The organism is Streptomyces niveus (assembly GCF_001723055.1).
GTDB lineage: Bacteria > Actinomycetota > Actinomycetes > Streptomycetales > Streptomycetaceae > Streptomyces > Streptomyces niveus.
In genome coordinates this window covers 1-22,126 of sequence record NZ_MDCR01000276.1, presented here as the reverse complement: position 1 = coordinate 22,126, position 22,126 = coordinate 1, and the positions used below count along the sequence as shown (strand labels likewise).

Sequence of the window (22,126 nt, the reverse complement as noted above, 5' to 3'; positions counted from 1 at the left end):
CAGCCCGAAGCCCCCGGCCGATTCGGCCGGGGGCTTCGGGCTGTGCGCGATACTGGGATTGAACCAGTGACCTCTTCCGTGTCAGGGAAGCGCTCTCCCGCTGAGCTAATCGCGCAGGGTGACCCTGCGTGTACTGCGTGCGCGATACTGGGATTGAACCAGTGACCTCTTCCGTGTCAGGGAAGCGCTCTCCCGCTGAGCTAATCGCGCGGGAATCCAATTGGATCCAGTGGACGATACTGGGATTGAACCAGTGACCTCTTCCGTGTCAGGGAAGCGCTCTCCCGCTGAGCTAATCGTCCTTGGAGGTGGAGACGGGATTTGAACCCGTGTAGACGGCTTTGCAGGCCGTTGCCTCGCCTCTCGGCCACTCCACCAGGAGTGCGGGGGCCGGGAATTGATCCCCCAACTCGAGCGGACGACCAGGTTCGAACTGGCGACCTCAACCTTGGCAAGGTTGCGCTCTACCAACTGAGCTACGTCCGCGTGCCGTTTCCCGGTCCCTCCCGCTCGGTCCGGCGACGTGCTGAACTCTAGCGGATTACGGGGCCAGCACAAAAACGCGTTTGTGCAGCGTGCTGCCGTGCGTTCACGCTGCGGCACCCAAAGGTCGCCGTCGTGACACGTGGCCGGTGCGTCCGACGAGCCGTCCTAGACTCGACACCGTGCACGACCTCCCTCCGCTGGCCCGCTTCGGTGATCTCCTCGCCACCGATCTGCGCGATGTCACCCGCGATCCGCAAGCCCTCGAATCGGCCGGCTTCTGGGCCGTCGCCATGGACTTCGAGGGCGCTCTGACCTGCGCCCGCTTCGGCGACGTACGCCGCGAGCCGGTGCCCGCGCCCGCTCCCGGGCGGTGGCGGGGACCCGCGACGGGTGACTGGACGTCGTCGCTCGACCGCGCCGCGTACGTCGCGGGCGTACGGCGCGTCCGTGAACTCATCGCGGCGGGCGAGGTCTACCAGGCCAACCTCTGCCGCGTCCTGACGGCGCCGCTGCCCGCCCCCGAGGTCGCCGACGTCGACGCGCTGACCGCGCTCCTGGCGCGCGGCAACCCCGCCCCGTACGCCGGTACGGTCCGGCTCCCCGCGCACGGCGTGGAGATCGCCACCGCGTCGCCGGAGCTGTATCTGCGGCGCACCGGCCGCACCGTGGAGTCCGGCCCCATCAAGGGCACCGGCCGGACCGCCGACGACCTGCTGGAGAAGGACCACGCCGAGAACGTGATGATCGTGGACCTCGTCCGCAACGACCTCGGCCGCGTCTGCGCCACCGGATCGGTGACCGTGCCCGCCCTCTGCGCCGTCGAGCCCCACCCCGGACTCGTCCATCTCGTCTCGACGGTGCGCGGCGAGCTCGCCGACGGCGCCGGCTGGCCGGAGCTGCTGGCCGCGACCTTCCCGCCCGGCTCAGTCACCGGCGCGCCGAAATCCAGCGCGCTGAAGATCATCGGGGAGCTGGAGACGGCGCCCCGAGGGCCGTACTGCGGCGCCGTCGGCTGGGTGGACGCCGACCGGGGCACCGCCGAACTGGCCGTCGGCATAAGGACGTTCTGGATCGAACGCGACCCGCCCCGCGGCCCCGTCCTGTGCTTCGGCACCGGCGCGGGCATCACCTGGGGGTCCGACCCCGAACGCGAATGGCGGGAGACGGAGCTCAAGGCGGCACGGCTGCTGGCGGTAGCGTCGGGAGTGTACGAGGCGACCGGAAGGACGGCTGGATGATGATCTGGGTCAACGGCGGACTGCGGGCGGCCGACGCCGCCCAGGTGTCGGTGCTCGACCACGGGCTGACCGTGGGCGACGGCATCTTCGAGACGGTGAAGACCGTCCGGGGACGGCCCTTCGCCCTCACCCGTCATCTGGACCGGCTCACCCGCTCGGCGCGCGGTCTCGGCCTGCCCGACCCCGACCACGACGCGGTACGGGCCGCCTGCGCCGCCGTCCTGGACGCCAACCCGGTGGACATGGGCCGGCTGCGGATCACCTACACCGGCGGTCTGTCGCCGCTCGGCTCGGACCGGGGCGACGCGGGCCCGACGCTGGTCGTGGCCGTCGGCGAGACGCACCGCCGCCCCGACACCACCGCGGTGATCACCGTTCCCTGGACGCGCAACGAACGCGGCGCGGTGACCGGGCTCAAGACCACGTCGTACGCCGAGAACGTCGTCGCCCTCGCCCGTGCCCGCGAACAGGACGCCTCCGAGGCGCTGTTCGCCAACACCGTGGGAGATCTGTGCGAGGGCACGGGCTCCAACGTCTTCGTCGTCCTGGACGGGCAGCTCCACACCCCGCCCGTCTCCTCCGGCTGCCTCGCCGGTATCACCCGGGCGCTCACCGTGGAGTGGGCCGGAGCCCAGGAGACGCGGCTGCCGTTCGACGTGCTCGACCGGGCCGACGAGATCTTCCTGACGTCCTCGCTGCGCGACGTACAGGCGGTGCACCGCGTCGACGGCCGCACACTGCCCGGCGCCCCCGGCCCGGTCACCGTCAAGGCCATGCGCGTCTTCGAGGAGCGCGCGGCGGGCGACCTCGATCCGTAAACCGGATGACGCGCGGCGGCGAGATGGGTACAACTCCCCTGATGACCACCACCCTGCGGCCGACCGGGCCGCTTCAGCAGACCGATGACGGCATGAGATCACGCGGCTACGACGTGTGTGACAACAGCCGCCCCATAGGCGTGATCGAACTCGGCATGGACGGCGCCTTCGGCACCCCCGCCGGTGTCCTGCGCCGACTGAGGATCGACGAGGCCGACCGGCGCCGCGGCCGGGGCACGATCGCCGCGCTGGCCGCCGAGGAGGTCCTGCGCGGCTGGGGCTGCGGTCAGGTGACCGCCTCCGTCCCGGCCGACGCCGACGGCGTGGTGCCGCTGCTGGAGACCCTGGGTTACACCGAGCGCAGCAGGAACATGCTCAAGAGCCTCGCCCAGGACCCGCCGGTCCTGCCGCCGGGTCTCGTCGGCAGACCGGTGGACGAGTCGGAGTACGAGGTCTGGCAGGCGCACGCGCTCGACGGCTTCCGCCAGAGCTGGCTCGACCGCGGCCTCCCGCCGGCCCAGGCCCAGGCGAAGGCGGAGGCCAGCCGTCTCCAGAACCTCCCCGACGGCCTGTCCACCCCCGGCACCTGGATCGAGGCCCTGGTCCACGACGGGGAAGTGGTCGGCCATGTGTGGGTGGGCGGCCGGGAGTTGTCCCCGGGCGTCTCCGCCGCCTTCGTGTACGACGTGGAGGTGGCCGAGGAACACCGCGGCAAGGGCTACGGCCGCGCCCTGATGCTGCACGCCGAGACGATCGCCCACCGCACGGGCACGGGCGCGCTGGGCCTGCACGTCTTCGCGGGCAACACCCCGGCGATCGGCCTCTACGAATCACTCGGATACGCGACCACGCACCGCAACCTCTTCAAGACGCTGCTCTGAAGCATCTCTTCAGGAGAGCGGGTGTCAGCTCTCGGCGAGCAGCCGGTCGGTGATCTCCTCGATGCGCTCGCGCAGGCCCTCCTGGCTCTTGCCGCCGTCGAGGCGTTCACCGCCGATCACATACGTGGGGGTGCCGGTCACGCCGATCGCCTTGCCCTCGGCCTGGTCGGCGTCGACGATCAGGGTGTGCCGGCCGTCGATCAGCGCGGTGTCGAACTCCTCCTCGTCGAGGCCCAGTTGGCGGGCGATCTCGATCAGCAGCGGTTCGCCCCGGGTGTCCAGCTCCGCGTGGCGGGCCAGGACGGCCTCCGCGTAGGGCCAGCCCTGGCCCTGCTCCACCGCCTCCTCGGCCGCCTGGGCGGCGGCGAAGGAGTGCCGGTGCTTGTCCAGGGGGAAATGCCGCAGCCGTACGTCCAGCCGGTCGCCGTAGCGCTCGCGCAGCGCGCGCAGGTCCGCCAGGGCGGTGTGGCAGTCGACGCACTGGAGCTCGCACCAGACGTCGAGCACGACGGGGCCGGTGGTGGAGGAGTCAGTCATGTGATCAGTCTTCCAGGTCGCCGGAGCCCCTTCCGACCGGGACCTGACCGGGACCTGGGGAGGAGACCGACCCCGGAGATCTCCCTGAGGTCCCTCCGCACCGTGGCCCCCACCCCGTCGGGAGGTGCAGGATGGAAGTGTCGGCAGGTCGGCGAGTACCGGCCTGCGCGACGAACCGCTCTTGACCGACGACGGCGCCCACGCCTGGAGGACCGGATGATTGCCGAGACCATTTGTTCCGCGGTGTCCGCTGCCGGGCTCGGCATCGCGGCGATCACCGCGTACCGCAAGCGTTTCCTGGCGGCGACGCGGATCGCGGCCTACTCACTGGTGCCGGTCGCCCTCGTGATGACCGGGGTGGTGCAGTGGCTCGCCGACAAGGCGTTCAGTCCGACGGCCTGGGTGGGCGTCGGACTCCTCGGACTGTCGTGGCTGCTGTTCATGACGACACGGATGGTGGAGCGGCGGGCCGGCGTCGGGACCCGTAAGGAACGCAAGGAGGCGGCCAGGGCGGCACAGCGCGACGCGGTCGCGCCGACGGCCTCCGCGCCCTCGCTCGGAGCGTCCGCGGCCCCGGTGGCGCAGCCGAAGGCGGCCAAGTCGAAGAAGTCCGGCGGTACGGATTCCGGCGACGATTTCAGCGATGTCGAGGCCATCCTCAAGAAGCACGGCATCTGACCGGAAGCCTCCCGGCGGCCCATCCGTCTCAGGGGGTGGACGTTTGCTACGAATCTGACGAACTCGCCTGGCCGGGACGCGTGTTGGTTGTCCGGCCGAGTGCGGTCTGCGTCATGATCACCCCGCGATGCTCGATACCTCACGGGGCCAGGCCCCCGCACCCACCGAAGAGCCGCGCGGTTGCCTCTTCGCGCTCTCCCAGCCGCCATTGATGATCTTTCTGACGGTGATCGGCACCCTTCTGCTCATGGCCGCGGTCCATGATCTGTTCCTGCTGTGACGCTCAGCCGGCCGCTTCCTTGCGGCGCGCCCGGTAGGCGGCCACATGCAGCCTGTTGCCGCAGGTGCGGCTGTCGCAGTAACGGCGGGAGCGGTTGCGCGACAGGTCGACGAAGGCGTGCCCGCAGTCCGGCGCCTCGCAGCGCCGCAGCCGTTCCTGTTCGCCCGCCACCACGATGAACGCCAGAGCCATGCCGCAGTCGGCGGCGAGATGGTCGGCCATCGACGCGTCCGGCGCGAAGTAGTGCACGTGCCAGTCGTAGCCGTCGTGATCCGTCAGCTGAGGCGTCGTCCCGGCGGCGGCCACCAGGTCGTTGAGCAGTTCGGAGGCCTCGCGGGGGCCGGGTGCGGCGAACACCTCGGCGAAGCGCGTACGTACGGCCTGTACGGCCCGCAGATCGCGGGGACCGAGGTCACCCACCCCGCTCATACGGTGGGCCTGTGCGAAGCCGTACAGGGCCTCGACATCGGGTAGCCCGTCCGAGCCGTGGGCCTCGGGGATCGTGTTCACGAGGCTGACGACGGTCTCAAGGGCGTTGCGGGTGTCGTGGGGGATCTGCACGATTCGCTCCCTGGCCTGCTGCGGACCGGTGCCCGCCGGGTTCCGCAGATCCTAGGGCGTGTTGGCGGCGTAAGGAGCGCGGGAGCGCGGCGACGCCGTCGTCGCGGTGGGTTCCGCGGCGACGGCGTCGCTGTCCGCCCGTATGTCGTTGTCCGCGCGGCGCCGTCTCCCCGAGTCGGACGGCGCCGTGCAGTTCTCGGCCTGGCTCAGCTCTCGGCCAGGATGTGAGACAACTCCGTGTCGAGGTCGAAGTGGCGATGCTCGGTGCCCGGTGGCACCGCGGCATCGGTTCGCTTGAGGAAGGATTCCAGGGCTCGCGCCGGGGCCTCCAGCAGGGCCTCTCCCTCCGGGGAGCTGAGCGCGATGCAGACGACGCCCTGGCCCTGGCTGCGTGAGGGCCATACTCGGACGTCGCCCGTGCCGGTGGGCCGGTGCAGCCCCTCGGCCAGAAGGTCGCGGGCGAACACCCACTCGACCGTCTCCTCGGCTCCGGTGTGGAAGGTGGCGTGCACGGCATAGGGATCGGCCGTGTCATACCGCAGGCCCGCGGGTACAGGCAGTGAGGACTCGCTCGATACAACGAGGCGCAGGTGCAGCTCGCAGCTGACCGTGGTGTTCATAAGCGCCAGGGCCTTTCGCTCAGTGTGCGCTCGGGGATTCGCACGTCGGCGAAATCGACATGCCACCTACGGTGCCGTTGTAAACCCCTCTGTCTGTTTTGTGATCCTTCAGGTAGCTCGTACAGCGGTGCCTAACTTCGACTTATGCCGCCATTCCGGTGACGACTCGGCGTCGGGTAAGTTGGGAGTCATGCATGCGGAGAGTGACGAGCGGGGGGATGCCGTCGTACCGACGGCAGAGAGAACCGCGGGGGAATCGAAGGCGGAGACGTCCGAGCGTGCGCTCGGCTCACGTGCTCCGGGCTTTATCAAGAGTTCGAAGACGCTCCATATGAGCTGGCAGGTCGGTGTATTCGTCGTCGGCCTCGCGGTGGTCGGCGTGGGTGTGGTGATGCTGCCGCTGCCGGGTCCCGGGTGGCTCGTCATCTTCGGCGGTATGGCGATCTGGGCGACGGAATTCGTCTGGGCGCAGTTGGTGCTCCGGTGGACGCGACGCAAGGTCACCGAAGCGGCTCAGAAAGCACTCGAACCCAAGGTGCGGCGGCGCAACATCATCCTGACGTCCGTCGGCCTGGCGATCATGGCGGTACTGGCCGGAATTTATCTGTGGAAGTTCGGATTCGTCATGCCCTGGAAGATCGAGCAGTGACCGTGGAACGGTCCGGTGGAGCCACTGACATGGGGTAATGTTTGCCCTGCGTCCGGGCGATTAGCTCAGTGGGAGAGCGCTTCGTTCACACCGAAGAGGTCACTGGTTCGAACCCAGTATCGCCCACCCGGAATCGATGCCCCGGAGACTTCACCGTCTCCGGGGCATCGGTCGTTCTCCGGTACGTGACTCCCGGCCGCGGGTTCGTCAGCGCATCCGGCCCAGGGACTCCCGGAGTCGGCGGGCGTCGTGCAGGCGGCGCTCGTACGTCGCGCCCACCGCCAGGAGCAGCAGTCCGGCGAGCGCGGGCGGCAGCCAGCGCGGCAGGGCGCCCACGACCTGGACGACGTACGGCGCCAGCTCGTGCAGCGTGTCCAGGGCGAGCACGGCGCCACCGAGGACCAGCAGCGCCTGGAGTCGCAGCCGGGCGCCGACGAGCGTGACCGCGAGGGCGGCGACCCCCAGTGCCAGCGGGCGGAGCCAGTGCGTGTCGCCCCAGGCGGCGACGAGGCTGGGCAGGAGCGTCGCGGCCAGGGCGGGGCCGTACGCCGTCCAGGACGACGCCTCCCGGTCGCCACGGCGCCGCAGAACACCCACCACGAGCGCGAGGGCGGTCACCGGCAGTGTGTACGCCTCCGGGGTCGCCACGTCCGAGGCGTACAGCCGCACCCAGGTCGCCAGGACGAACAGCGCCGCCGCCAGATACCCGGCCTCCGGGCGGCGCTCCGGGCGCAGCGCGGTGCCCGCCGCGACGACGCCGCACAGGGCCAGCACGAGGGCGACGGTCTCCGGGTGGCCCGACGCGAGGGCGACGGCGAGCAGACCGGCGCCGGCCGCCGTCAGCTCGACCGGCAGGGCCACGGGATGGCGGCGCAGGCGCGCGCCGAGCAGCGCGGCGGCGGCCGGCACGGTGACGACGACGGGCGCGACGGTCTCGCGCGGCAGCCCGGCGGACGCGCAGAAGGCGCACAGCAGGGCCACGGCCGCCCCGACGGCCGCGCAGGCCAGGAGCGCCTGGAAGGGGCGCGCGGCGAACGCGGCCGTGGTCGCGGCGGTGTTCAGGGCCACCGCGCCGCCGCAGAGCAGGGCGAGCAGCACCCCGAGGGTGATCAGCGTGGCCGTCTCCGTGGCCAGGGCCAGCAGCGCGACATCGGCCGCTCCGACGAGCGCGCAGACCGTGGCGGTCGTCGCGACCGGCGACCAGACCCCGCCGGCGACCCGGCGCCCGTACACCCCGAGCGTCAACGTGCCCGCCGTCAGGGCGAGATGGATGGCCACGGCCGCCGGGTACCCGAGGTCCAGTGCCATCGGAAGGATCAGCACCGCCGCCCAGCCGAGCGCCGTCGCGCCGCTGAGGACGGCGGGCCGTGCGGAAGCGGGCAGCCGGCCGTACGCGGCCACGAGGAGAGCGGCGGCGATCAGCAGCACCAGCGGCGCCGTGGTCATCGCCGACCAGCCCGGATCCGTGCCGAGCGCCTCCCGCGCCCCGCCGGGTGCCCCCGACCAGACGCGGTCGGCCCGGGACATCGGGCCGAGCAGCGTCACGGCCGTCGCGGGCAGCGCCCACAGGACGGCCCCGGCGACGGACACCCCCGCGGCGGCACACAACCCGCGCACCGCCAACACGGGCAGTGAGGCCCGTACGGTCGTCAACAGGGCCGCGCCGCACAGCAGATACGCGACGACGGCCCAGCCGATCGGCACCGCGGGCCGCAGCAGTCCGCCGGTCGCGGTGATCGCGGCCAGGCCGGCCACCAGCGCGGCGGCGAAGGCGACGGCCGGGACGCGCACGGCCACCCACAGCCCCACAGCGGCACCCGCCGCCAGCAGGAGGCCGGGCCGGGCGGCGTCGGGCACGGTGCCCGCCGTCACCGAGAGGCCGCACGCGATCAGCAGCGCCCAGCCGCCGGTCACCCAGGCGGTGACGCCCGCGATCGACCTGGCGGGCGCCGGCTTCGCCCGCAGCACGAGCGCGATGTCCGCGACTGCTGTCGCCAGCAGCGCCCACCCGAGCGTCAGCTGACCCGCGCCCGCAGCCAGCGCCCAGAGCGACAGCGGGAGTTGGGCGGTGAGGACCGCGGCGGGCAGGGGAGTGCGCAGCCGGCCGAGCAGCAGTCCGTACGCGGCCCAGAGCGCGGCGAGCGCGGCGCAGGCGGTGGCCGTGTAGCCGAGCGGGTCGGTCTCCGGGAGCGCGACCCGGTACAGGGCGTAGGCGTCCAGGACCGTCAGCACCAGCGCCAGCGCGCCGACGGCCTCGGCGGTCGAGGTCAGGCCCCGGCGCAGCAGCGCGGCCGGGGCGGCGAGCGCGGCCAGGGTGACGGTGCCCAGCACGATCGAGCGACCGCCGGTGCCCATGGGGCCCCAGCTGACCACGGTGAAGGCGATGGCCGCGACGGTCAGCAGCACACCGCCGAGCGCGAGCAGGACGTTCTGCACGCTCGGCGGGGACGTCTCGGGTACGCGGACGGGCACCGGCCGCGCCGGTGGTCCGGGCGGCACCGGCGGTCCGGGAGCCGCCGCCGATGTCAGCAGCGTCAGCAGATAGGACCTGCGGGCGAGCAACTGCGCTCTGCGCGCGTCGATTCGGGCCAGTTCGCCATCGAGGACCGCGAGTTCCTCGGCCGGTCTCGGAACGTTCTCCATGGACTGGAGTGTGGTCCGCGCCACAGCACGCGCCATCGGCTCACGTACTCAGTTCCGGGCCTGAGTATCCGCGTGGAGGCGCACACTTGACTCATGGACTGGTACCACTACCGCTTCCGCAGCGTCTGGGACCTCGACGCCGCTCCCGACACCGTCTTCGGGGTACTGGAGCGGGCCGGTGAGTACCCCGACTGGTGGCCCCAGGTCCGCGAGGTGACCCCGCTCGACGAGCGCACCGGGACCGCCCGGTTCCGGTCCCTGATCCCGTACGACCTCGTCGTCAGCGCCCGCGAGAGCAGGAACGATCCGCGCGCCCGCGTCCTGGAGATGGAGATGACCGGCGACCTCGAAGGCTGGGCGCGCTGGACGCTGAGCGCCCGGGGCGGCGGCACCCGCGCCCTGTACGAGCAGGAGGTCGAGGTGAACAAGCCGCTGCTGCGGCGCCTCGCCGTCATCGGGCGCCCCTTCTTCCTCGCCAACCACGCGCTGATGATGCGGGCCGGGCGGCGGGGGCTGCGCGACGTCCTCGCACGCCGTCATACGGTTTGAACGAAACCCGCCGAGACCTGTATGGTTCAGTCCGTTCCCGGGCGATTAGCTCAGTGGGAGAGCGCTTCGTTCACACCGAAGAGGTCACTGGTTCGAACCCAGTATCGCCCACCGGGAAAGGCCGGTCCGTCACCGACGGACCGGCCTTGCTGTTTCCCCGACGCTCAGGCCACCGCGGGCAGTTGGGGCCGCAGCGGCCACGCCGGATCGGGCGCCGCCCGGGTGGCCCCGCGCGCGAACCACTCCTGCTGGCCGCGTGACTGCGCCGCGTGCCAGACCGCCTGCCGGGCATGCAGTTGGGCCGCGGTCAGCGCCCCCGTCGCGGTGGCGAACCGGCGCCCCACCGACCGGACCACTTCGAGCGCCGCCGCCGCGTCGGCCACGGCGTCGTGCGAGCCGTCCAGCACCACCCCGTACAGCGAACAGAGATCGATCAGCCGCCGGCGGCCCTTGCGGACCGCGTCCAGATGCCGGTCCAGCACACCGGGATCCAGCACGCAGAACGGCGCGTTCTCCAGATAGCGGGCCAGTGAGGAGTCGCGGTGGCGCCGCATCTCGCGGTCGAGCACCGTCAGACCGAACGGCGCGTTCATCACCACCAGCGGGCGGCCCGCCATGCACTGCTCGGCCAGCGCCCGCCCCACCTCCTCGATCACCGGCGCCGGCCAGCGCCCCGAGCGCTGGACCAACGCGTCGGTGAGGCCGTGCACTTCGGTCGCCGCGACCGGTATCGGTATTCCCGGATTGACCAGCCAGCGGGTGACCCGGGCCCGGGAGCCCGAGATGTCCTGGACGACGAGCGCGGCCGAGACGATCCGGTCCTGCTCGGCGTCGGTGCCTGTCGTTTCGATGTCGAATGCGGCCAGGGGGCCCTCGTACCAGTGCGTCATCCCCGAACTCCTCGCACACGCTTGGCAGATGGCATCCGGCCAGCTGCCCGAAACGGTCATACCCGGGACCTTTGCGCCGTACGCCGGAGATGACGGCACAATTCAACCGTTTAGCGAGTGGCCCTCCGGCTCGGTACGATTCCCGACGCGTACGGAAACGAGCGTGCGCGCCCCATGAGTGAAGGAGAGACCGGTGTCAGATGTCCGCGTGACCATCGAACGCGATTCCGAGCGGGAAGAGCGCGTGGTGACGACGGGCACTACGGCGGCCGACCTCTTCCCCGGTGAGCGCACCGTGATCGCCGCCCGGGTGGGCGGTGAGCTGAAGGACCTCAGCTACGAGGTCACCGACGGCGAGAGCGTCGAGCCCGTGGAGATCTCCTCCCCGGACGGCCTGAACATCCTGCGCCACTCCACCGCGCACGTCATGGCGCAGGCCGTGCAGGAACTGTTCCCCGAGGCCAAGCTGGGTATCGGTCCGCCGATCAAGGACGGCTTCTACTACGACTTCGACGTCGCCGAGCCCTTCACCCCCGACGACGTGAAGCGCGTCGAGAAGAAGATGCAGGAGATCCAGAAGCGCGGCCAGCGGTTCTCCCGCCGGGTCACCACCGACGAGGACGCGCGGGTCGAGCTGGCCGACGAGCCGTACAAGATCGAACTGATCGGTCTCAAGGGCAAGGCCGCCGACGCCGCCGAGGGCGCGTCCGCCGAGGTCGGAGCCGGTGAGCTGACGATCTACGACAACCTCGACGCCAAGACCGGCGAGCTGTGCTGGAAGGACCTCTGCCGGGGTCCGCACCTGCCCACCACCCGTAACATCCCGGCCTTCAAGCTGATGCGCTCCGCCGCCGCCTACTGGCGCGGCAGCGAGAAGAACCCGCAGCTCCAGCGGATCTACGGCACCGCCTGGCCCTCCAAGGACGAGCTGAAGGCCCACCTCGACTTCCTCGCCGAGGCCGAGCGCCGCGACCACCGCAAGCTGGGCAGCGAGCTGGACCTGTTCTCCTTCCCCGACGAGCTGGGCTCCGGTCTCGCCGTCTTCCACCCCAAGGGCGGGGTGATCCGCAAGGAGATGGAGCAGTACTCGCGCCACCGTCACGAGGTGTCGGGGTACGAGTTCGTCAACACCCCGCACATCTCGAAGAAGAAGCTCTTCGAGACCTCGGGACACCTCCCGCACTACGCGGACGGCATGTTCCCGCCCATGGAGTTCGACGGCCAGGACTACTACCTCAAGGCCATGAACTGCCCGATGCACAACCTGATCTTCAAGGCGCGCGGCCGGTCCTACCGCGAGCTGCCGCTGCGTCTCTTCGAGTTCGGCACGGTCTACCGCTACGAGAAGTCCGGCGTCGTGCACGGCCTCACCCGCTCCCGCGGCTTCACCCAGGACGACGCGCACATCTACTGCACCAAGGAGGAGATGCCGCAGGAGCTGGACTCCCTGCTCACCTTCGTGCTGGATCTGCTGCGGGACTACGGGCTGACCGACTTCGAGCTGGAGCTGTCCACCCGCGACCCCGAGTCCGACAAGTTCATGGGCGAGGACGAGGAGTGGGAGGAGGCCACGGCGGCGCTCCAGCAGGCCGCCGACAAGCAGGGTCTGCCGCTGGTCCCCGACCCGGGCGGCGCCGCCTACTACGGCCCCAAGATCTCCGTACAGGCCAAGGACGCCATCGGCCGGTCCTGGCAGATGTCCACCATCCAGGTCGACTTCCAGCAGCCGAAGCGGTTCGAGCTGGAGTACACCGCGTCCGACGGCACCAAGCAGCAGCCCGTCATGATCCACCGAGCGCTGTTCGGCTCGATCGAGCGCTTCTTCGCCGTGCTCCTGGAGCACTACGCGGGCGCCTTCCCGGCCTGGCTGGCCCCCGTCCAGGCGGTCGGCATCCCGATCGGCGACGCGCACGTGCCCTACCTCCAGGAGTTCGCCGCGCGGGCGAGGGCCAAGGGGCTGCGGGTCGAGGTGGACGCCTCGTCCGACCGGATGCAGAAGAAGATCCGCAACCACCAGAAGGACAAGACACCCTTCATGATCATCGCCGGTGACGAGGACGTCGCCAACGGCGCGGTGTCCTTCCGCTACCGGGACGGGACGCAGAAGAACGGCATCCCCGCCGACGAGGCGCTCGCCGAGCTGCTGGACGTCGTGGAGCGCCGCGTCCAGGTCTGAGCCGCCCGCACGGGTTCCCACGGCCTCCGGGAGACGTCAGTTCCCCGGGGGCCGTCCCGCGTCCGGGGGCGGGCCGCCGCCCGCCTCGTCCTCACGGCGGAAGACCTGGACCAGCCACGAGGAGAACGAGCCGGTCACCGCGCCCAGCAGCGCCAGTCCGCAGATCATCAGGAAGACCGCGAACACCCGGCCGAGCGGCGTCACCGGGGTGACATCGCCGTACCCGACCGTGGTGATCGCCGAGCACGCCCACCACACCGAGTCCCCGTACGTCCGGATGGTGGCGCCGGGCGCGCCGCGCTCCTGCTGGTAGACCGCGAGCGACGTGGCGACGCTGAGCAGGAAGGCCGTGATTCCCGCGTACGCCATCACCCGCCCGTACAGACTCAGCCGGGGCCGGTCGTGGCGGCGCTGGAGCGTCACGTACGTGTTGACGATCCGCACCGGGCGCAGCAGGGGCAGGATCAGGACGACCGTGTCCAGCCACTGCGACGTCACGAAGTGGGCGCCCTTGCCGCTCAGCACCAGCCGTACCGCGTAGTCCACCGCGAACAGCGCCCAGATGGTGAGAAGGGCGATCGCCGCGATGTCGCCGAGGAGCGGGTCGCGGCCGTGGTCCAGGACGCGCACCGCGTAACAGGCGAGGAAGAGCGGCGAGGCGAGGAGCAGCGGCATTTCGAGGCGCCGCTCCCAGTCGCGCAGCCGTTCGGTTCGGTTCCGGACATGCATCGCGCCAGCATGGCCCGGAGGCGTGCGGAGCGGGCCCGGCGACACGCTTCACCGGGGCGAAGTCATATGCTGCACAGCATGACGAGTGAGCCGGAGCAGCAGATCGGAGTGGGCAGCCCGGACGCGTTCCAGCGCCTGTGGACGCCCCACCGGATGGCCTACATCCAGGGTGAGAACAAGCCCACCGGCCCGAACGCGGACGACGGTTGTCCCTTCTGCTCCATCCCGCGCAAGTCCGACGAGGACGGGCTCGTCATCGCCCGCGGCGAGTCGGTCTACGCGGTGCTGAACCTGTATCCGTACAACGGCGGCCATCTGATGGTCGTGCCGTTCCGGCACGTCGCCGACTACACCGAGCTGGACGAGGCCGAGACCGCCGAACTCGCCGCCTTCACCAAGCAGGCCATGACCGCGCTGCGTACGGCCTCCGGGGCGCACGGCTTCAACATCGGCATGAACCAGGGCACCGTCGCCGGGGCCGGGATCGCCGCCCATCTGCACCAGCACCTGGTGCCGCGCTGGGGCGGCGACGCGAACTTCATGCCCGTCGTCGCGCACACCCGGGTGCTGCCCCAACTGCTGGCGGACACCCGGGCGATGCTGGCCGACGCGTGGCCGGCCGCCACCAAGCCGTAAGCCTTACGCGTCGTAGGCCCTGTGCGTCGTGGGCCCCGTGCGTCGTACCCGCCGGGTTACTTCGGTGACGGGTCCTGGATCGCGCCGCTGAGGAACGAGGAGCGGTTGCCGAAGCGCTCGGTGTCCACGCCGTTCTCGTTCAGCACCCGCAGGGCCGCCGTGTGCGCCACCCGCAGCACCGGAGTGGCCGCGCGCATCGCGTCGTCCGCCATGAAGCGGTGCCGCCACGGCTCCTCCGCCCACACGTGCCGCAGGCCGAACGGCTCGGGCAGCGACAGCTTGCCGCCGAGGAAGTCGAGGATCGGCGGATACCAGGTGAACGGGGCGCGGATCGCGAGCCGTACCGCCTCCTTCGGCTCCACCAGCGGCAGACTGTGGGTCGTGGTCTCCCAGAACCTGACCGTCTTCGGCTTGGTGACCGTCTTGGGCGAAGGCTTCGAGGTGAAGAGGGAGTTGACCGGACCCAGCGCGTGCCCGGTCACCTCGATGCGCAGCGTCTCGTGCAGAACCGTCACCGTGATCATCATCGTGATCACCAACTGACCGTCCCAGAGCGTGAACTGGACACCCAGATAGTGCCGGTCACCGCTGCCGAACTGCTGGTGGTTGCAGATCCGCTGTATCTCGTGGCCCTTGACCTGGAAGGTCTCCACGTCCTGGCCGTCGGGCCTGCTGACCGACCCGGCCTTCTCGCCGACCGGCCGTACGATCCAGTGCTTCACCTCGGGCTTGGGGAAACCACCGGAGTTGAGCGGGCCGCGCTCCAGCATCTTCAGCTGGTCGTGCATCACCCGTATCACGTCGTAGCTGCGGAACTGGTGGATCTCCTTGTCGGGGTCCTTGGCGACCAGTTCCTCCGCGAGCTGCCAGCTGCCCCAGCGGGTGCCCATGCCCAGTATTTCCTTCGGGCCCGCGTAGAAGATCGCGTTGGAACGCTGCTCGGCCGTCAGCTTCTCCAGCCCGTGGCGCAGCTCCTCCCGCGCGGTCTCGTCCGGGTGCCCCGGCACCGCCTCCGGCACCTTGGCGCCGAGGCCCCCGCCGTCCAGGAGGTCGCTCCAGCGGGCGCGCAGATCCTTCGCCGTCGTCTCGCAGATCCGCTTCGCGAGCAGCCAGCCGACGACGGGCGCGACGATCACACCGCGCAGATACCAGCCGAGGAAGCCCGTGAACGGCAGCGCGACCAGGAAGACCACGGCCAGCGCGGCGACACCGAGCAGCAGGGCGCCGCCGATCGCGCCGGCCTTCTTGTCCTTCGATCCCGCCAGCGTCCTGCGCAGCTGGAAGACACCGATCCACAGCAGCGTCCCCGGCAGAAACAGCAGACCGAACACAACGGTCACCAGGGTGAGCTGGGTGTCGCGCTTCTTACGGATGTGGTTCGCCGCCAGACAGTGCTCGACCACCGTCTGCGGTTCCATACCGAAGGACTGGATGAGCGCGGCACGCCCCCCGCCGAGCATCCGCGTCTGCACCGCGCGCGAGAACGCCTCGCCCAGATTCGGCTCGAAGAGCGAGACCCTGCCCTTGCTCACCGAGGACTTGTGAGCTTCGCTGTCCGCCTCAAGGATCTTCTCCACCGGACTGTCGCGGTACGCCGCCGAGGCCAGGGCATGCGTCGCCGCCGTCTGACCCGCCGACCCCTGGAGCGGAACCTGGGCCCCAGGAGAGAAATCGAAACCGTCGTGCGCCACTGTCCGCCCCCATCGCCGCGAGCATCCGCTGCTGCGCCCTGTTCCCAACTACCCTGCCCCGCACACCTGCTGAGCTGGGGCGCATCACAGCGTAACCGGGTCACGCACTCCGCGTCAGGGAGAAACCGGCCCACGTCCCGCCACCTCGCGCGCTCAGGCCCCCACGGCGGCGCCCGTGGCTGTCCGGAACCGGTCGGCCAGGTGGGCCGGCATCGGCTCGTGCCGGGTGTACGAGCGGCTGAAGCGGCCCGTGCCGTGCGACACCGACCGCAGATCGATCGCGTACCGGCCGATCTCGACCTCCGGCACCTCGGCCCGTACGGCGGTCTGTCCGCCCCCGGCCTGATCGGTGCCCACCACCCGGCCGCGCCGCCCCGACAGATCGCTCATCACGGGGCCCACGTACTCGTCGGGGACCACGACCTCCACCATGGCGACCGGCTCCAGCAGTTCGATACGGGCCTGCGCCGACGCCTCGCGCAGCGCGAGCGCCCCCGCCGTCTGGAAAGCGGCGTCGGAGGAGTCCACGGAGTGCGACTTCCCGTCCACCAGCGTCACCCGCACGTCCACCAGCGGATGCCCGGCCGCGACACCGCGCGCCGCCTGCGCCCGCACGCCCTTCTCCACGGAGGGAATGAACTGCCGGGGCACCGCGCCGCCCACGACCCGGTCCACGAACTCGACGCCGGAGCCGACGGGCAGTGGTTCGACCTCGATCTCGCAGATCGCGAACTGGCCGTGGCCGCCGGACTGTTTGACATGCCGGCCGCGTCCCGACGCCCGCTCGCCGAACGTCTCACGCAGCGGCACCTTGTGCGGTACGACATCCACCTGGACGCCGTACCGGTCGCGCAGCCGCTCCAGGGCCACCTCCATGTGCGCCTCGCCGAGGCACCACAGGACGACCTGACGGGTGGCCTGATTCTGTTCCAGACGCATCGTCGGATCCTCGGCGGCGAGCCGCGCGAGCCCCTGCGACAGTCTGTCCTCGTCCGAGGTGCTGTGTGCCTCCACGGCCAGCGGCAGCAACGGGTCGGGCATCTCCCAGGGCCGTATCAGCAGCGGGTCGTCCGTGGCGGAGAGCGTGTCGCCCGTCTCGGCGTGCGACAGCTTCGCCACACACGCCAGATCGCCCGCGGCGCAGCTGTCGATGACGTGCTGCTGCTTGCCGAAGGGCGACGACAGCGCGCCGACCCGCATCTCCACGTCGTGGTCCTCGTGGCCGCGGTCGGCGAGCCCGTGTCCGCAGACGTGCACCGTCTCGTCGGGCCGCAGGGTGCCGGAGAAGACCCGGACCAGGGAGATCCGGCCGACGTACGGGTCGGACGCCGTCTTCACCACCTCGGCGACCAGCGGGCCGGCCGGGTCGCAGTCCGGAAGGGGGCGGGCCGCGCCCTGCGGGGTGGTCACCTCCGGGGCCCGGCGCTCCAGCGGGGTCGGGAAGCCGCCGGTGATCAGTTCGAGCAGCTCGACCGTGCCGAGGCCCTGGCGCGCGCCGTCGGCGGCCGGCGCCGCCGCGAGGACGGGGTGGAAGACACCGCGCGCGACGGCCTTCTCCAGATCGTCCACGAGCGTCCGCTCGTCGACCTCGCCGCCGCCCAGATAGTGATCCATCAAGGTCTCGTCCTCGCTCTCGGCGATGATCCCCTCGATCAGCCGGTCGCGGGCCCTGTCGACGGCCTCCAGCCCGTCGGGGCCGGGCGCCAGCACCTCGCGGGTGCCGGAGGCGTAGTCGTGGATCCGGCGTGAGAGCAGTCCGGTGAGGCCGGTGACCGGCACATGCCCGTCGGGGCCCTCGGCGCCGTACACGGGCAGATACAGCGGCAGGACGGCGTCCGGGTCGTCGCCGCCGAAGATCCGGCCGCAGATCCGCGTCAGCTCCTCGAAGCCGGTGCGGGCGGTCTCCAGATGCGTCACGACGATCGCGCGCGGCATGCCGACGGCGGCGCACTCCTGCCACACCGCGCGGGTGGTCGCCGCCACCGCCTCCGCCTCCTGGGCGGCCGAGACGACGAAGAGGGCCGCGTCCGCGGCGCGCAGACCGGCCCTCAGTTCCCCGACGAAATCCGCGTAGCCGGGGGTGTCCAGCAGATTGATCTTGTAGCCGCCCCAGTCCACTGGGACGAGGGACAGCTGTACGGAACGCTGCTGCCGGTGCTCGATCTCGTCGTAGTCCGAGACGGTGGCGCCGTCCTCGACGCGGCCCGCGCGGGTGAGCGCTCCCGCGGTCAGCGCCAGGGCCTCCACCAGGGTCGTCTTGCCGGATCCGCTGTGGCCGACCAGCACCACGTTCCGTACGGAGGAGGGCGGGCCGGCCGTCGTCGCCCTGCCCGCGGCCCCGGGATGCCGGTGACCGTTCGCCTTGTCGCCCATGATCATGCCTCCCGATCGGTCGCACGCTGAGAAGCCGGGCGCGGGCGTCAGGAGCCGCGGGTGGCAGCTCCTGCGATGCCCACGGTGGTCATTCGAGCTTTGCACCCTGGTGGGCCCGCGTCCATATGTCGGGCACGGCGGCCGGGGGCACCGAGCCGGGCGCCCCGGCGGTGGCGGCCTTCGGTCCTGGCTACGATGGGCCAGCCGATGGCCGATGGGGCCATCTGCGCAACCGACCGTCGGGAAGGCCATGCTGAACAAGTACGCGCGTGCATTCTTTACGCGTGTCCTCACCCCGTTCGCCGCGTTTCTGCTTCGGCGGGGGGTGAGTCCCGACGCTGTGACGCTCATCGGTACGGCGGGAGTGATGGCCGGAGCGCTGTTCTTCTTCCCCCGCGGAGAGTTCTTCTGGGGCACCATCGTCATCACGCTCTTCGTCTTCTCCGACCTCGTCGACGGCAACATGGCGCGGCAGGCCGGGATCTCCAGCCGGTGGGGGGCGTTCCTCGACTCCACGCTCGACCGGGTCGCCGACGGCGCGGTCTTCGGCGGATTCGCGCTCTGGTACGCGGGGACGGGCGACAACAACGTGCTGTGCGCCGTGTCGATCTTCTGCCTGGCGAGCGGCCAGGTCGTGTCGTACACGAAGGCCCGCGGCGAGTCGATAGGGCTGCCGGTGGCCGTCAACGGGCTCGTCGAGCGGGCCGAGCGCCTGGTCATCTCGCTGGTGGCGGCGGGTCTCGCGGGGATGCACAAGACGTTCGGCGTGCCCGGGATCGAGATCCTGCTGCCGATCGCGCTGTGGGTGGTGGCCGCGGGCAGTCTGGTGACCCTCGGACAGCGTGTGGTGACCGTACGGCGCGAGTCCGCCGAGGCGGACGCGGCCAGTGCGGGCGGGACCGCCGGCGCCACCGGGTCCGCCTCATGAGCGGCGGGCGGGACCGGCTGGTCGACGCCCTGTACGCGGCCGGGTGGAGCACCGTGAAGAAGCTCCCCGAACCGGCCGCCAACGCGCTCGGCAGGACCATCGCCGACACCGTCTGGAAGCGGCGCGGCTCGCAGGTGCTGCGGCTCGAATCGAATCTGGCCCGCGTGGTGCCGGACGCGGGCCCCGAGCGGCTGCGGGACCTGTCGAAGGCCGGCATGCGCTCGTACATGCGGTACTGGATGGAGTCGTTCCGGTTGCCGGTGTGGAGTGACGAACGGGTGCGGGACAGCGTCGAGATCAAGGACATCCATCTCCTCAACGAGGGCCTGGAGAGCGGCCGGGGCGTCATCCTGGCCCTGCCGCATCTGGCCAACTGGGATCTCGCCGGGGCCTGGCTGACCCGGGGGATGGGCGTTCCGTTCACCACCGTCGTGGAACGGCTCAAGCCCGAATCGCTCTTCGACCGTTTCGTCGCGTACCGCGAGAGCCTCGGTATGGAGGTGCTGCCGCACACCGGGGGCAGCGCCTTCGGGACGCTCGCCCGGCGGCTGCGGGCCGGCGGCCTGGTGTGTCTGGTCGCGGACCGCGATCTGTCGGCGTCCGGCGTCGAGGTGACGTTCTTCGGTGAGAAGACCCGGATGCCCGCCGGGCCCGCGATGCTGGCGCAGCAGACCGGGGCGCTGCTGTTCCCGGTGGCGCTCCACTTCGACGGGCCCAAGCTCATGCGGGGGCGGGTCTATCCGGCCGTCGAGGTGCCCGCGACAGGCAAACGGGCCGAGAAGTCGTCCGTGATGACACAGGCCGTGGCCGACAGGTTCGCCGACGGCATCGCGGAGCACCCTGAGGACTGGCACATGCTGCAACGTCTCTGGCTCGCCGACCTGGAACCGCGTCCCGCCGGCAGCACGGGCGGCGCCGAGAGCGCCGGGGGGACCGGGTGAAGATCGGCATCGTCTGCCCGTACTCCTGGGACGTGCCGGGCGGAGTGCAGTTCCACATCAGGGATCTCGCGGACCATCTGATCCGGCTGGGCCACGACGTCTCCGTGCTCGCGCCCGCCGACGACGACACCCCGCTCCCGCCCTTCGTCGTCTCCGCAGGCGGGGCCGTGCCCGTCCCGTACAACGGCTCCGTCGCCCGGCTGAACTTCGGCTTCCTGGCGGCGGCCCGCGTACGGCGCTGGCTGCACGACGGCACCTTCGACGTCATCCACATCCACGAGCCGACCGCGCCCTCGCTCGGGCTGCTCGCCTGCTGGGCGGCGCAGGGGCCGATCGTCGCGACGTTCCACACGTCGAACCCGCGCTCGCGCGTGATGCTCGCCGCGTACCCGATCCTCCAGCCGGCGCTGGAGAAGATAAGCGCGCGGATCGCCGTCAGCGAGTACGCGCGGCGCACGCTGGTCGAGCACCTGGGCGGTGACGCGGTCGTCATCCCCAACGGCGTCGACGTCGGCTTCTTCGCCGACGCCGAGGTCAACCCCGAGTGGCAGGGCGGCACGATCGGCTTCATAGGGCGCATCGACGAACCCCGCAAGGGGCTGCCCGTCCTGATGAAGGCCCTCCCGAAGATCCTCGAAGCCCTCCCCGAGACCAGGCTGCTGGTCGCCGGGCGCGGCGACGAGAAGGAAGCCGTCGAGTCGCTTCCCAAGGAGATGCGCGGGCGCGTCGAATTCCTCGGCATGGTCAGCGACGAGGACAAGGCGCGGCTGCTGCGCAGTGTCGACCTGTACGTGGCGCCCAACACCGGGGGCGAGAGCTTCGGCATCGTCCTGGTCGAGGCCCTGTCGGCGGGCGCGGCGGTGCTGGCGAGCGACCTTGACGCGTTCGCGCAGGTCCTCGACCAGGGCGCGGCCGGGGAGCTGTTCGCCAACGAGGACGCGGACGCGCTGGCGGAGGCGGCCGTACGGCTGCTGGGCGACCCGGAGCGCCGCGAGGGGCTGCGGGAGCGCGGCAGCGCGCATGTGCGGCGCTTCGACTGGTCGACGGTCGGCGCGGACATCCTGGCGGTGTACGAGACGGTGGCAGACGGCGCGGCGTCGGTGGCCACGGACGAACGCGTGGGCCTGCGCGCCCGGTTCGGCCTCGCGGCCCGCGACTGAGGACACCTCGCGGGGCGGGCCCGGGATCCGGCGGCCCGCCCCGCCAGCTTTCGGGAAGGGGCGGGGTGGGGGAACCGGCCGCCGTCACCAGTAGCCTGCCGTGCGTGACCGAAACCCTGATCTGGATCTTCGTCGGGCTGCTGGCCATCGGCCTGTACCTCAGCTGGACCGCCGGCCGACTCGACCGACTGCACTCGCGGATCGACGCCGCACGGGCCTCCCTCGACGCCCAACTGCTGCGCCGCGCCTCGGTCGCCCAGGAGCTGGCCACCGCCGGCCTCCTCGACCCCGCAGCCTCGATCCTGCTCTACCAGGGGGCGCACGCGGCGCGGGCGGCCGAGGAGGAGGAGCTGCGCGAAGTGGCCGAGAGCGAGCTGAGCGAGGCGCTGCGGGCCGTCTTCGGGGAGGCCGCGCAGGTCGAGGCGGTACGGGCCGCGCCGGGCGGCGAGGAGGCCGCGACCGAACTGGCGGCGGCCGTACGCCGGGTGCCGATGGCCCGGCGCTTCCACAACGACTCCGTACGCGCGGCCCGCGCGCTGCGACGGCACCGCACGGTCCGCTGGTTCCGGCTCGCCGGGCACGCGCCGTTCCCGCTCGCGTTCGAGATGGACGACGAGCCCCCGGTCGCGCTCGCCGACCGCCCGGGCACCTAGGGCCTGTCG

The 22,126-nt window shown here is 71.2% G+C and carries 21 protein-coding genes and 7 tRNA genes; 15 read left to right on the top strand and 13 right to left on the bottom strand.

Annotation, left to right across the window (positions count from 1 at the left end; all coding sequences use genetic code 11):
- Positions 1-43 precede the first annotated feature (43 nt).
- The 5 genes from BHU15_RS27865 to BHU15_RS27845 form a co-directional block, all read right to left on the bottom strand.
- A tRNA-Val gene (locus BHU15_RS27865) sits at positions 44-115 on the bottom strand.
- A 23-nt stretch (positions 116-138) separates the two neighbouring features.
- Positions 139-210: transfer RNA gene (locus BHU15_RS27860), tRNA-Val, on the bottom strand.
- A 20-nt stretch (positions 211-230) separates the two neighbouring features.
- Positions 231-302 (bottom strand) — tRNA-Val (locus BHU15_RS27855).
- A 1-nt stretch (position 303) separates the two neighbouring features.
- Positions 304-377: transfer RNA gene (locus tag BHU15_RS27850), tRNA-Cys, on the bottom strand.
- Between the two features lie 36 nt (positions 378-413).
- Positions 414-486 (bottom strand) — tRNA-Gly (locus tag BHU15_RS27845).
- A 179-nt stretch (positions 487-665) separates the two neighbouring features.
- Between BHU15_RS27845 and BHU15_RS27840 the strand changes: the two genes are divergently transcribed.
- From BHU15_RS27840 to BHU15_RS27830, 3 genes are read left to right on the top strand one after another with little or no spacing between them, the layout of a single operon-like run.
- The gene (locus BHU15_RS27840; RefSeq protein ID WP_069629697.1) at positions 666-1,724 is read left to right on the top strand and encodes a chorismate-binding protein; all 1,059 of its coding nucleotides are present in this window, start codon (positions 666-668) and stop codon (positions 1,722-1,724) included.
- A complete protein-coding gene (locus BHU15_RS27835) occupies positions 1,721-2,542 on the top strand; it encodes an aminotransferase class IV (protein ID WP_069629696.1) in 822 nt (273 codons plus the stop codon). Before BHU15_RS27840 ends, BHU15_RS27835 begins: the two co-directional genes overlap by 4 nt.
- Positions 2,543-2,583: 41 nt before the next feature.
- Complete coding sequence (locus tag BHU15_RS27830; protein WP_069629700.1) at positions 2,584-3,423, top strand: GNAT family N-acetyltransferase; 840 nt, start codon at positions 2,584-2,586, stop codon at positions 3,421-3,423.
- Between the two features lie 24 nt (positions 3,424-3,447).
- Here the strand turns inward: BHU15_RS27830 and BHU15_RS27825 are convergent, their stop codons facing one another.
- Positions 3,448-3,960, bottom strand: a complete 513-nt coding sequence (locus tag BHU15_RS27825) for a DsbA family protein (protein WP_069629695.1) — start codon at positions 3,958-3,960, stop codon at positions 3,448-3,450.
- Between the two features lie 216 nt (positions 3,961-4,176).
- On the opposite strand from BHU15_RS27825, the gene BHU15_RS27820 reads away from it, so the two are divergent.
- Positions 4,177-4,638 (top strand): hypothetical protein, encoded by a 462-nt coding sequence (locus tag BHU15_RS27820; protein WP_069629694.1) that lies wholly within the window; start codon positions 4,177-4,179, stop codon positions 4,636-4,638.
- Between the two features lie 127 nt (positions 4,639-4,765).
- Positions 4,766-4,918, top strand: coding sequence for a hypothetical protein (locus BHU15_RS40415; protein ID WP_167756225.1), 153 nt, complete (start codon positions 4,766-4,768; stop codon positions 4,916-4,918).
- Positions 4,919-4,921: 3 nt separating this feature from the next.
- Here the strand turns inward: BHU15_RS40415 and BHU15_RS27815 are convergent, their stop codons facing one another.
- Both BHU15_RS27815 and BHU15_RS27810 read right to left on the bottom strand, forming a co-directional pair.
- Complete coding sequence (locus BHU15_RS27815) at positions 4,922-5,479, bottom strand: CGNR zinc finger domain-containing protein (protein ID WP_069629693.1); 558 nt, start codon at positions 5,477-5,479, stop codon at positions 4,922-4,924.
- 206 nt (positions 5,480-5,685) lie between these two features.
- Positions 5,686-6,099 (bottom strand): SsgA family sporulation/cell division regulator, encoded by a 414-nt coding sequence (locus BHU15_RS27810; protein ID WP_023542925.1) that lies wholly within the window; start codon positions 6,097-6,099, stop codon positions 5,686-5,688.
- A 190-nt stretch (positions 6,100-6,289) separates the two neighbouring features.
- Here BHU15_RS27810 and BHU15_RS27805 point away from each other — a divergent pair, with 190 nt between their 5' ends.
- Positions 6,290-6,748 (top strand): TIGR02611 family protein, encoded by a 459-nt coding sequence (locus tag BHU15_RS27805; protein ID WP_069629692.1) that lies wholly within the window; start codon positions 6,290-6,292, stop codon positions 6,746-6,748.
- 54 nt (positions 6,749-6,802) lie between these two features.
- Positions 6,803-6,874, top strand: a tRNA-Val gene (locus BHU15_RS27800).
- Between the two features lie 81 nt (positions 6,875-6,955).
- Here the strand turns inward: BHU15_RS27800 and BHU15_RS27795 are convergent.
- A complete protein-coding gene (locus BHU15_RS27795; protein ID WP_255293234.1) occupies positions 6,956-9,391 on the bottom strand; it encodes an SCO7613 C-terminal domain-containing membrane protein in 2,436 nt (811 codons plus the stop codon).
- A gap of 93 nt (positions 9,392-9,484) precedes the next feature.
- On the opposite strand from BHU15_RS27795, the gene BHU15_RS27790 reads away from it, so the two are divergent.
- Together BHU15_RS27790 and BHU15_RS27785 are read left to right on the top strand one after the other, a co-directional pair.
- Positions 9,485-9,940, top strand: coding sequence for an SRPBCC family protein (locus tag BHU15_RS27790; RefSeq protein WP_069629690.1), 456 nt, complete (start codon positions 9,485-9,487; stop codon positions 9,938-9,940).
- 39 nt (positions 9,941-9,979) lie between these two features.
- Positions 9,980-10,051 (top strand) — tRNA-Val (locus BHU15_RS27785).
- A gap of 53 nt (positions 10,052-10,104) precedes the next feature.
- Here BHU15_RS27785 and BHU15_RS27780 read toward each other — a convergent pair.
- Complete coding sequence (locus BHU15_RS27780) at positions 10,105-10,830, bottom strand: exonuclease domain-containing protein (RefSeq protein WP_069629689.1); 726 nt, start codon at positions 10,828-10,830, stop codon at positions 10,105-10,107.
- A gap of 193 nt (positions 10,831-11,023) precedes the next feature.
- On the opposite strand from BHU15_RS27780, the gene thrS reads away from it, so the two are divergent.
- A complete protein-coding gene (thrS, locus tag BHU15_RS27775; protein WP_069629688.1) occupies positions 11,024-13,006 on the top strand; it encodes a threonine--tRNA ligase in 1,983 nt (660 codons plus the stop codon).
- A gap of 36 nt (positions 13,007-13,042) precedes the next feature.
- Here the strand turns inward: thrS and BHU15_RS27770 are convergent, their stop codons facing one another.
- A complete protein-coding gene (locus tag BHU15_RS27770) occupies positions 13,043-13,735 on the bottom strand; it encodes a potassium channel family protein (RefSeq protein ID WP_069629687.1) in 693 nt (230 codons plus the stop codon).
- A 66-nt stretch (positions 13,736-13,801) separates the two neighbouring features.
- On the opposite strand from BHU15_RS27770, the gene BHU15_RS27765 reads away from it, so the two are divergent.
- Positions 13,802-14,371 carry an HIT family protein gene (locus BHU15_RS27765; RefSeq protein WP_069629686.1) on the top strand — a complete coding sequence of 190 codons (570 nt, stop codon included), beginning with the start codon at positions 13,802-13,804 and terminating at the stop codon, positions 14,369-14,371.
- Positions 14,372-14,427: 56 nt separating this feature from the next.
- On the opposite strand, the gene BHU15_RS27760 is transcribed toward BHU15_RS27765, so the two are convergent.
- Both BHU15_RS27760 and BHU15_RS27755 read right to left on the bottom strand, forming a co-directional pair.
- On the bottom strand, positions 14,428-16,062 hold the full coding sequence (locus BHU15_RS27760; RefSeq protein ID WP_069629685.1) for an AbeC-like domain-containing protein: 1,635 nt from the start codon (positions 16,060-16,062) through the stop codon (positions 14,428-14,430).
- A 153-nt stretch (positions 16,063-16,215) separates the two neighbouring features.
- A complete protein-coding gene (locus BHU15_RS27755) occupies positions 16,216-18,435 on the bottom strand; it encodes an elongation factor G-like protein EF-G2 (RefSeq protein ID WP_069629699.1) in 2,220 nt (739 codons plus the stop codon).
- Positions 18,436-18,685: 250 nt separating this feature from the next.
- On the opposite strand from BHU15_RS27755, the gene pgsA reads away from it, so the two are divergent.
- From pgsA to BHU15_RS27735, 4 genes are all read left to right on the top strand, one after another.
- Entirely contained in the window at positions 18,686-19,363 is a 678-nt protein-coding gene (gene pgsA, locus BHU15_RS27750; protein ID WP_069629684.1) for a phosphatidylinositol phosphate synthase, read from the top strand.
- Positions 19,360-20,304, top strand: a complete 945-nt coding sequence (locus BHU15_RS27745) for a phosphatidylinositol mannoside acyltransferase (protein ID WP_069629683.1) — start codon at positions 19,360-19,362, stop codon at positions 20,302-20,304. Before pgsA ends, BHU15_RS27745 begins: the two co-directional genes overlap by 4 nt.
- On the top strand, positions 20,301-21,464 hold the full coding sequence (locus BHU15_RS27740) for a glycosyltransferase family 4 protein (protein ID WP_023542938.1): 1,164 nt from the start codon (positions 20,301-20,303) through the stop codon (positions 21,462-21,464). The genes BHU15_RS27745 and BHU15_RS27740 overlap by 4 nt, the downstream gene beginning before the upstream one ends.
- Positions 21,465-21,568: 104 nt before the next feature.
- Complete coding sequence (locus BHU15_RS27735; protein WP_069629698.1) at positions 21,569-22,117, top strand: hypothetical protein; 549 nt, start codon at positions 21,569-21,571, stop codon at positions 22,115-22,117.
- Positions 22,118-22,126 lie beyond the last annotated feature (9 nt).

Excerpts from the sequence above, each read along its gene's own strand:
- BHU15_RS27835 (WP_069629696.1), top strand. The coding sequence starts at position 1,721 with ATGATGATCTGGGTCAACGGCGGACTGCGGGCGGCCGACGCCGCCCAG.
- BHU15_RS27830 (WP_069629700.1), top strand. The coding sequence starts at position 2,584 with ATGACCACCACCCTGCGGCCGACCGGGCCGCTTCAGCAGACCGATGAC.
- BHU15_RS27825 (WP_069629695.1), bottom strand. The coding sequence starts at position 3,960 with ATGACTGACTCCTCCACCACCGGCCCCGTCGTGCTCGACGTCTGGTGC.
- BHU15_RS27820 (WP_069629694.1), top strand. The coding sequence starts at position 4,177 with ATGATTGCCGAGACCATTTGTTCCGCGGTGTCCGCTGCCGGGCTCGGC.
- BHU15_RS40415 (WP_167756225.1), top strand. The coding sequence starts at position 4,766 with ATGCTCGATACCTCACGGGGCCAGGCCCCCGCACCCACCGAAGAGCCG.
- BHU15_RS27810 (WP_023542925.1), bottom strand. The coding sequence starts at position 6,099 with ATGAACACCACGGTCAGCTGCGAGCTGCACCTGCGCCTCGTTGTATCG.
- BHU15_RS27805 (WP_069629692.1), top strand. The coding sequence starts at position 6,290 with ATGCATGCGGAGAGTGACGAGCGGGGGGATGCCGTCGTACCGACGGCA.
- BHU15_RS27795 (WP_255293234.1), bottom strand. The coding sequence starts at position 9,391 with ATGGAGAACGTTCCGAGACCGGCCGAGGAACTCGCGGTCCTCGATGGC.
- BHU15_RS27790 (WP_069629690.1), top strand. The coding sequence starts at position 9,485 with ATGGACTGGTACCACTACCGCTTCCGCAGCGTCTGGGACCTCGACGCC.
- BHU15_RS27780 (WP_069629689.1), bottom strand. The coding sequence starts at position 10,830 with ATGACGCACTGGTACGAGGGCCCCCTGGCCGCATTCGACATCGAAACG.
- BHU15_RS27770 (WP_069629687.1), bottom strand. The coding sequence starts at position 13,735 with ATGCATGTCCGGAACCGAACCGAACGGCTGCGCGACTGGGAGCGGCGC.
- BHU15_RS27765 (WP_069629686.1), top strand. The coding sequence starts at position 13,802 with ATGCTGCACAGCATGACGAGTGAGCCGGAGCAGCAGATCGGAGTGGGC.
- BHU15_RS27755 (WP_069629699.1), bottom strand. The coding sequence starts at position 18,435 with ATGGGCGACAAGGCGAACGGTCACCGGCATCCCGGGGCCGCGGGCAGG.
- pgsA (WP_069629684.1), top strand. The coding sequence starts at position 18,686 with ATGCTGAACAAGTACGCGCGTGCATTCTTTACGCGTGTCCTCACCCCG.
- BHU15_RS27745 (WP_069629683.1), top strand. The coding sequence starts at position 19,360 with ATGAGCGGCGGGCGGGACCGGCTGGTCGACGCCCTGTACGCGGCCGGG.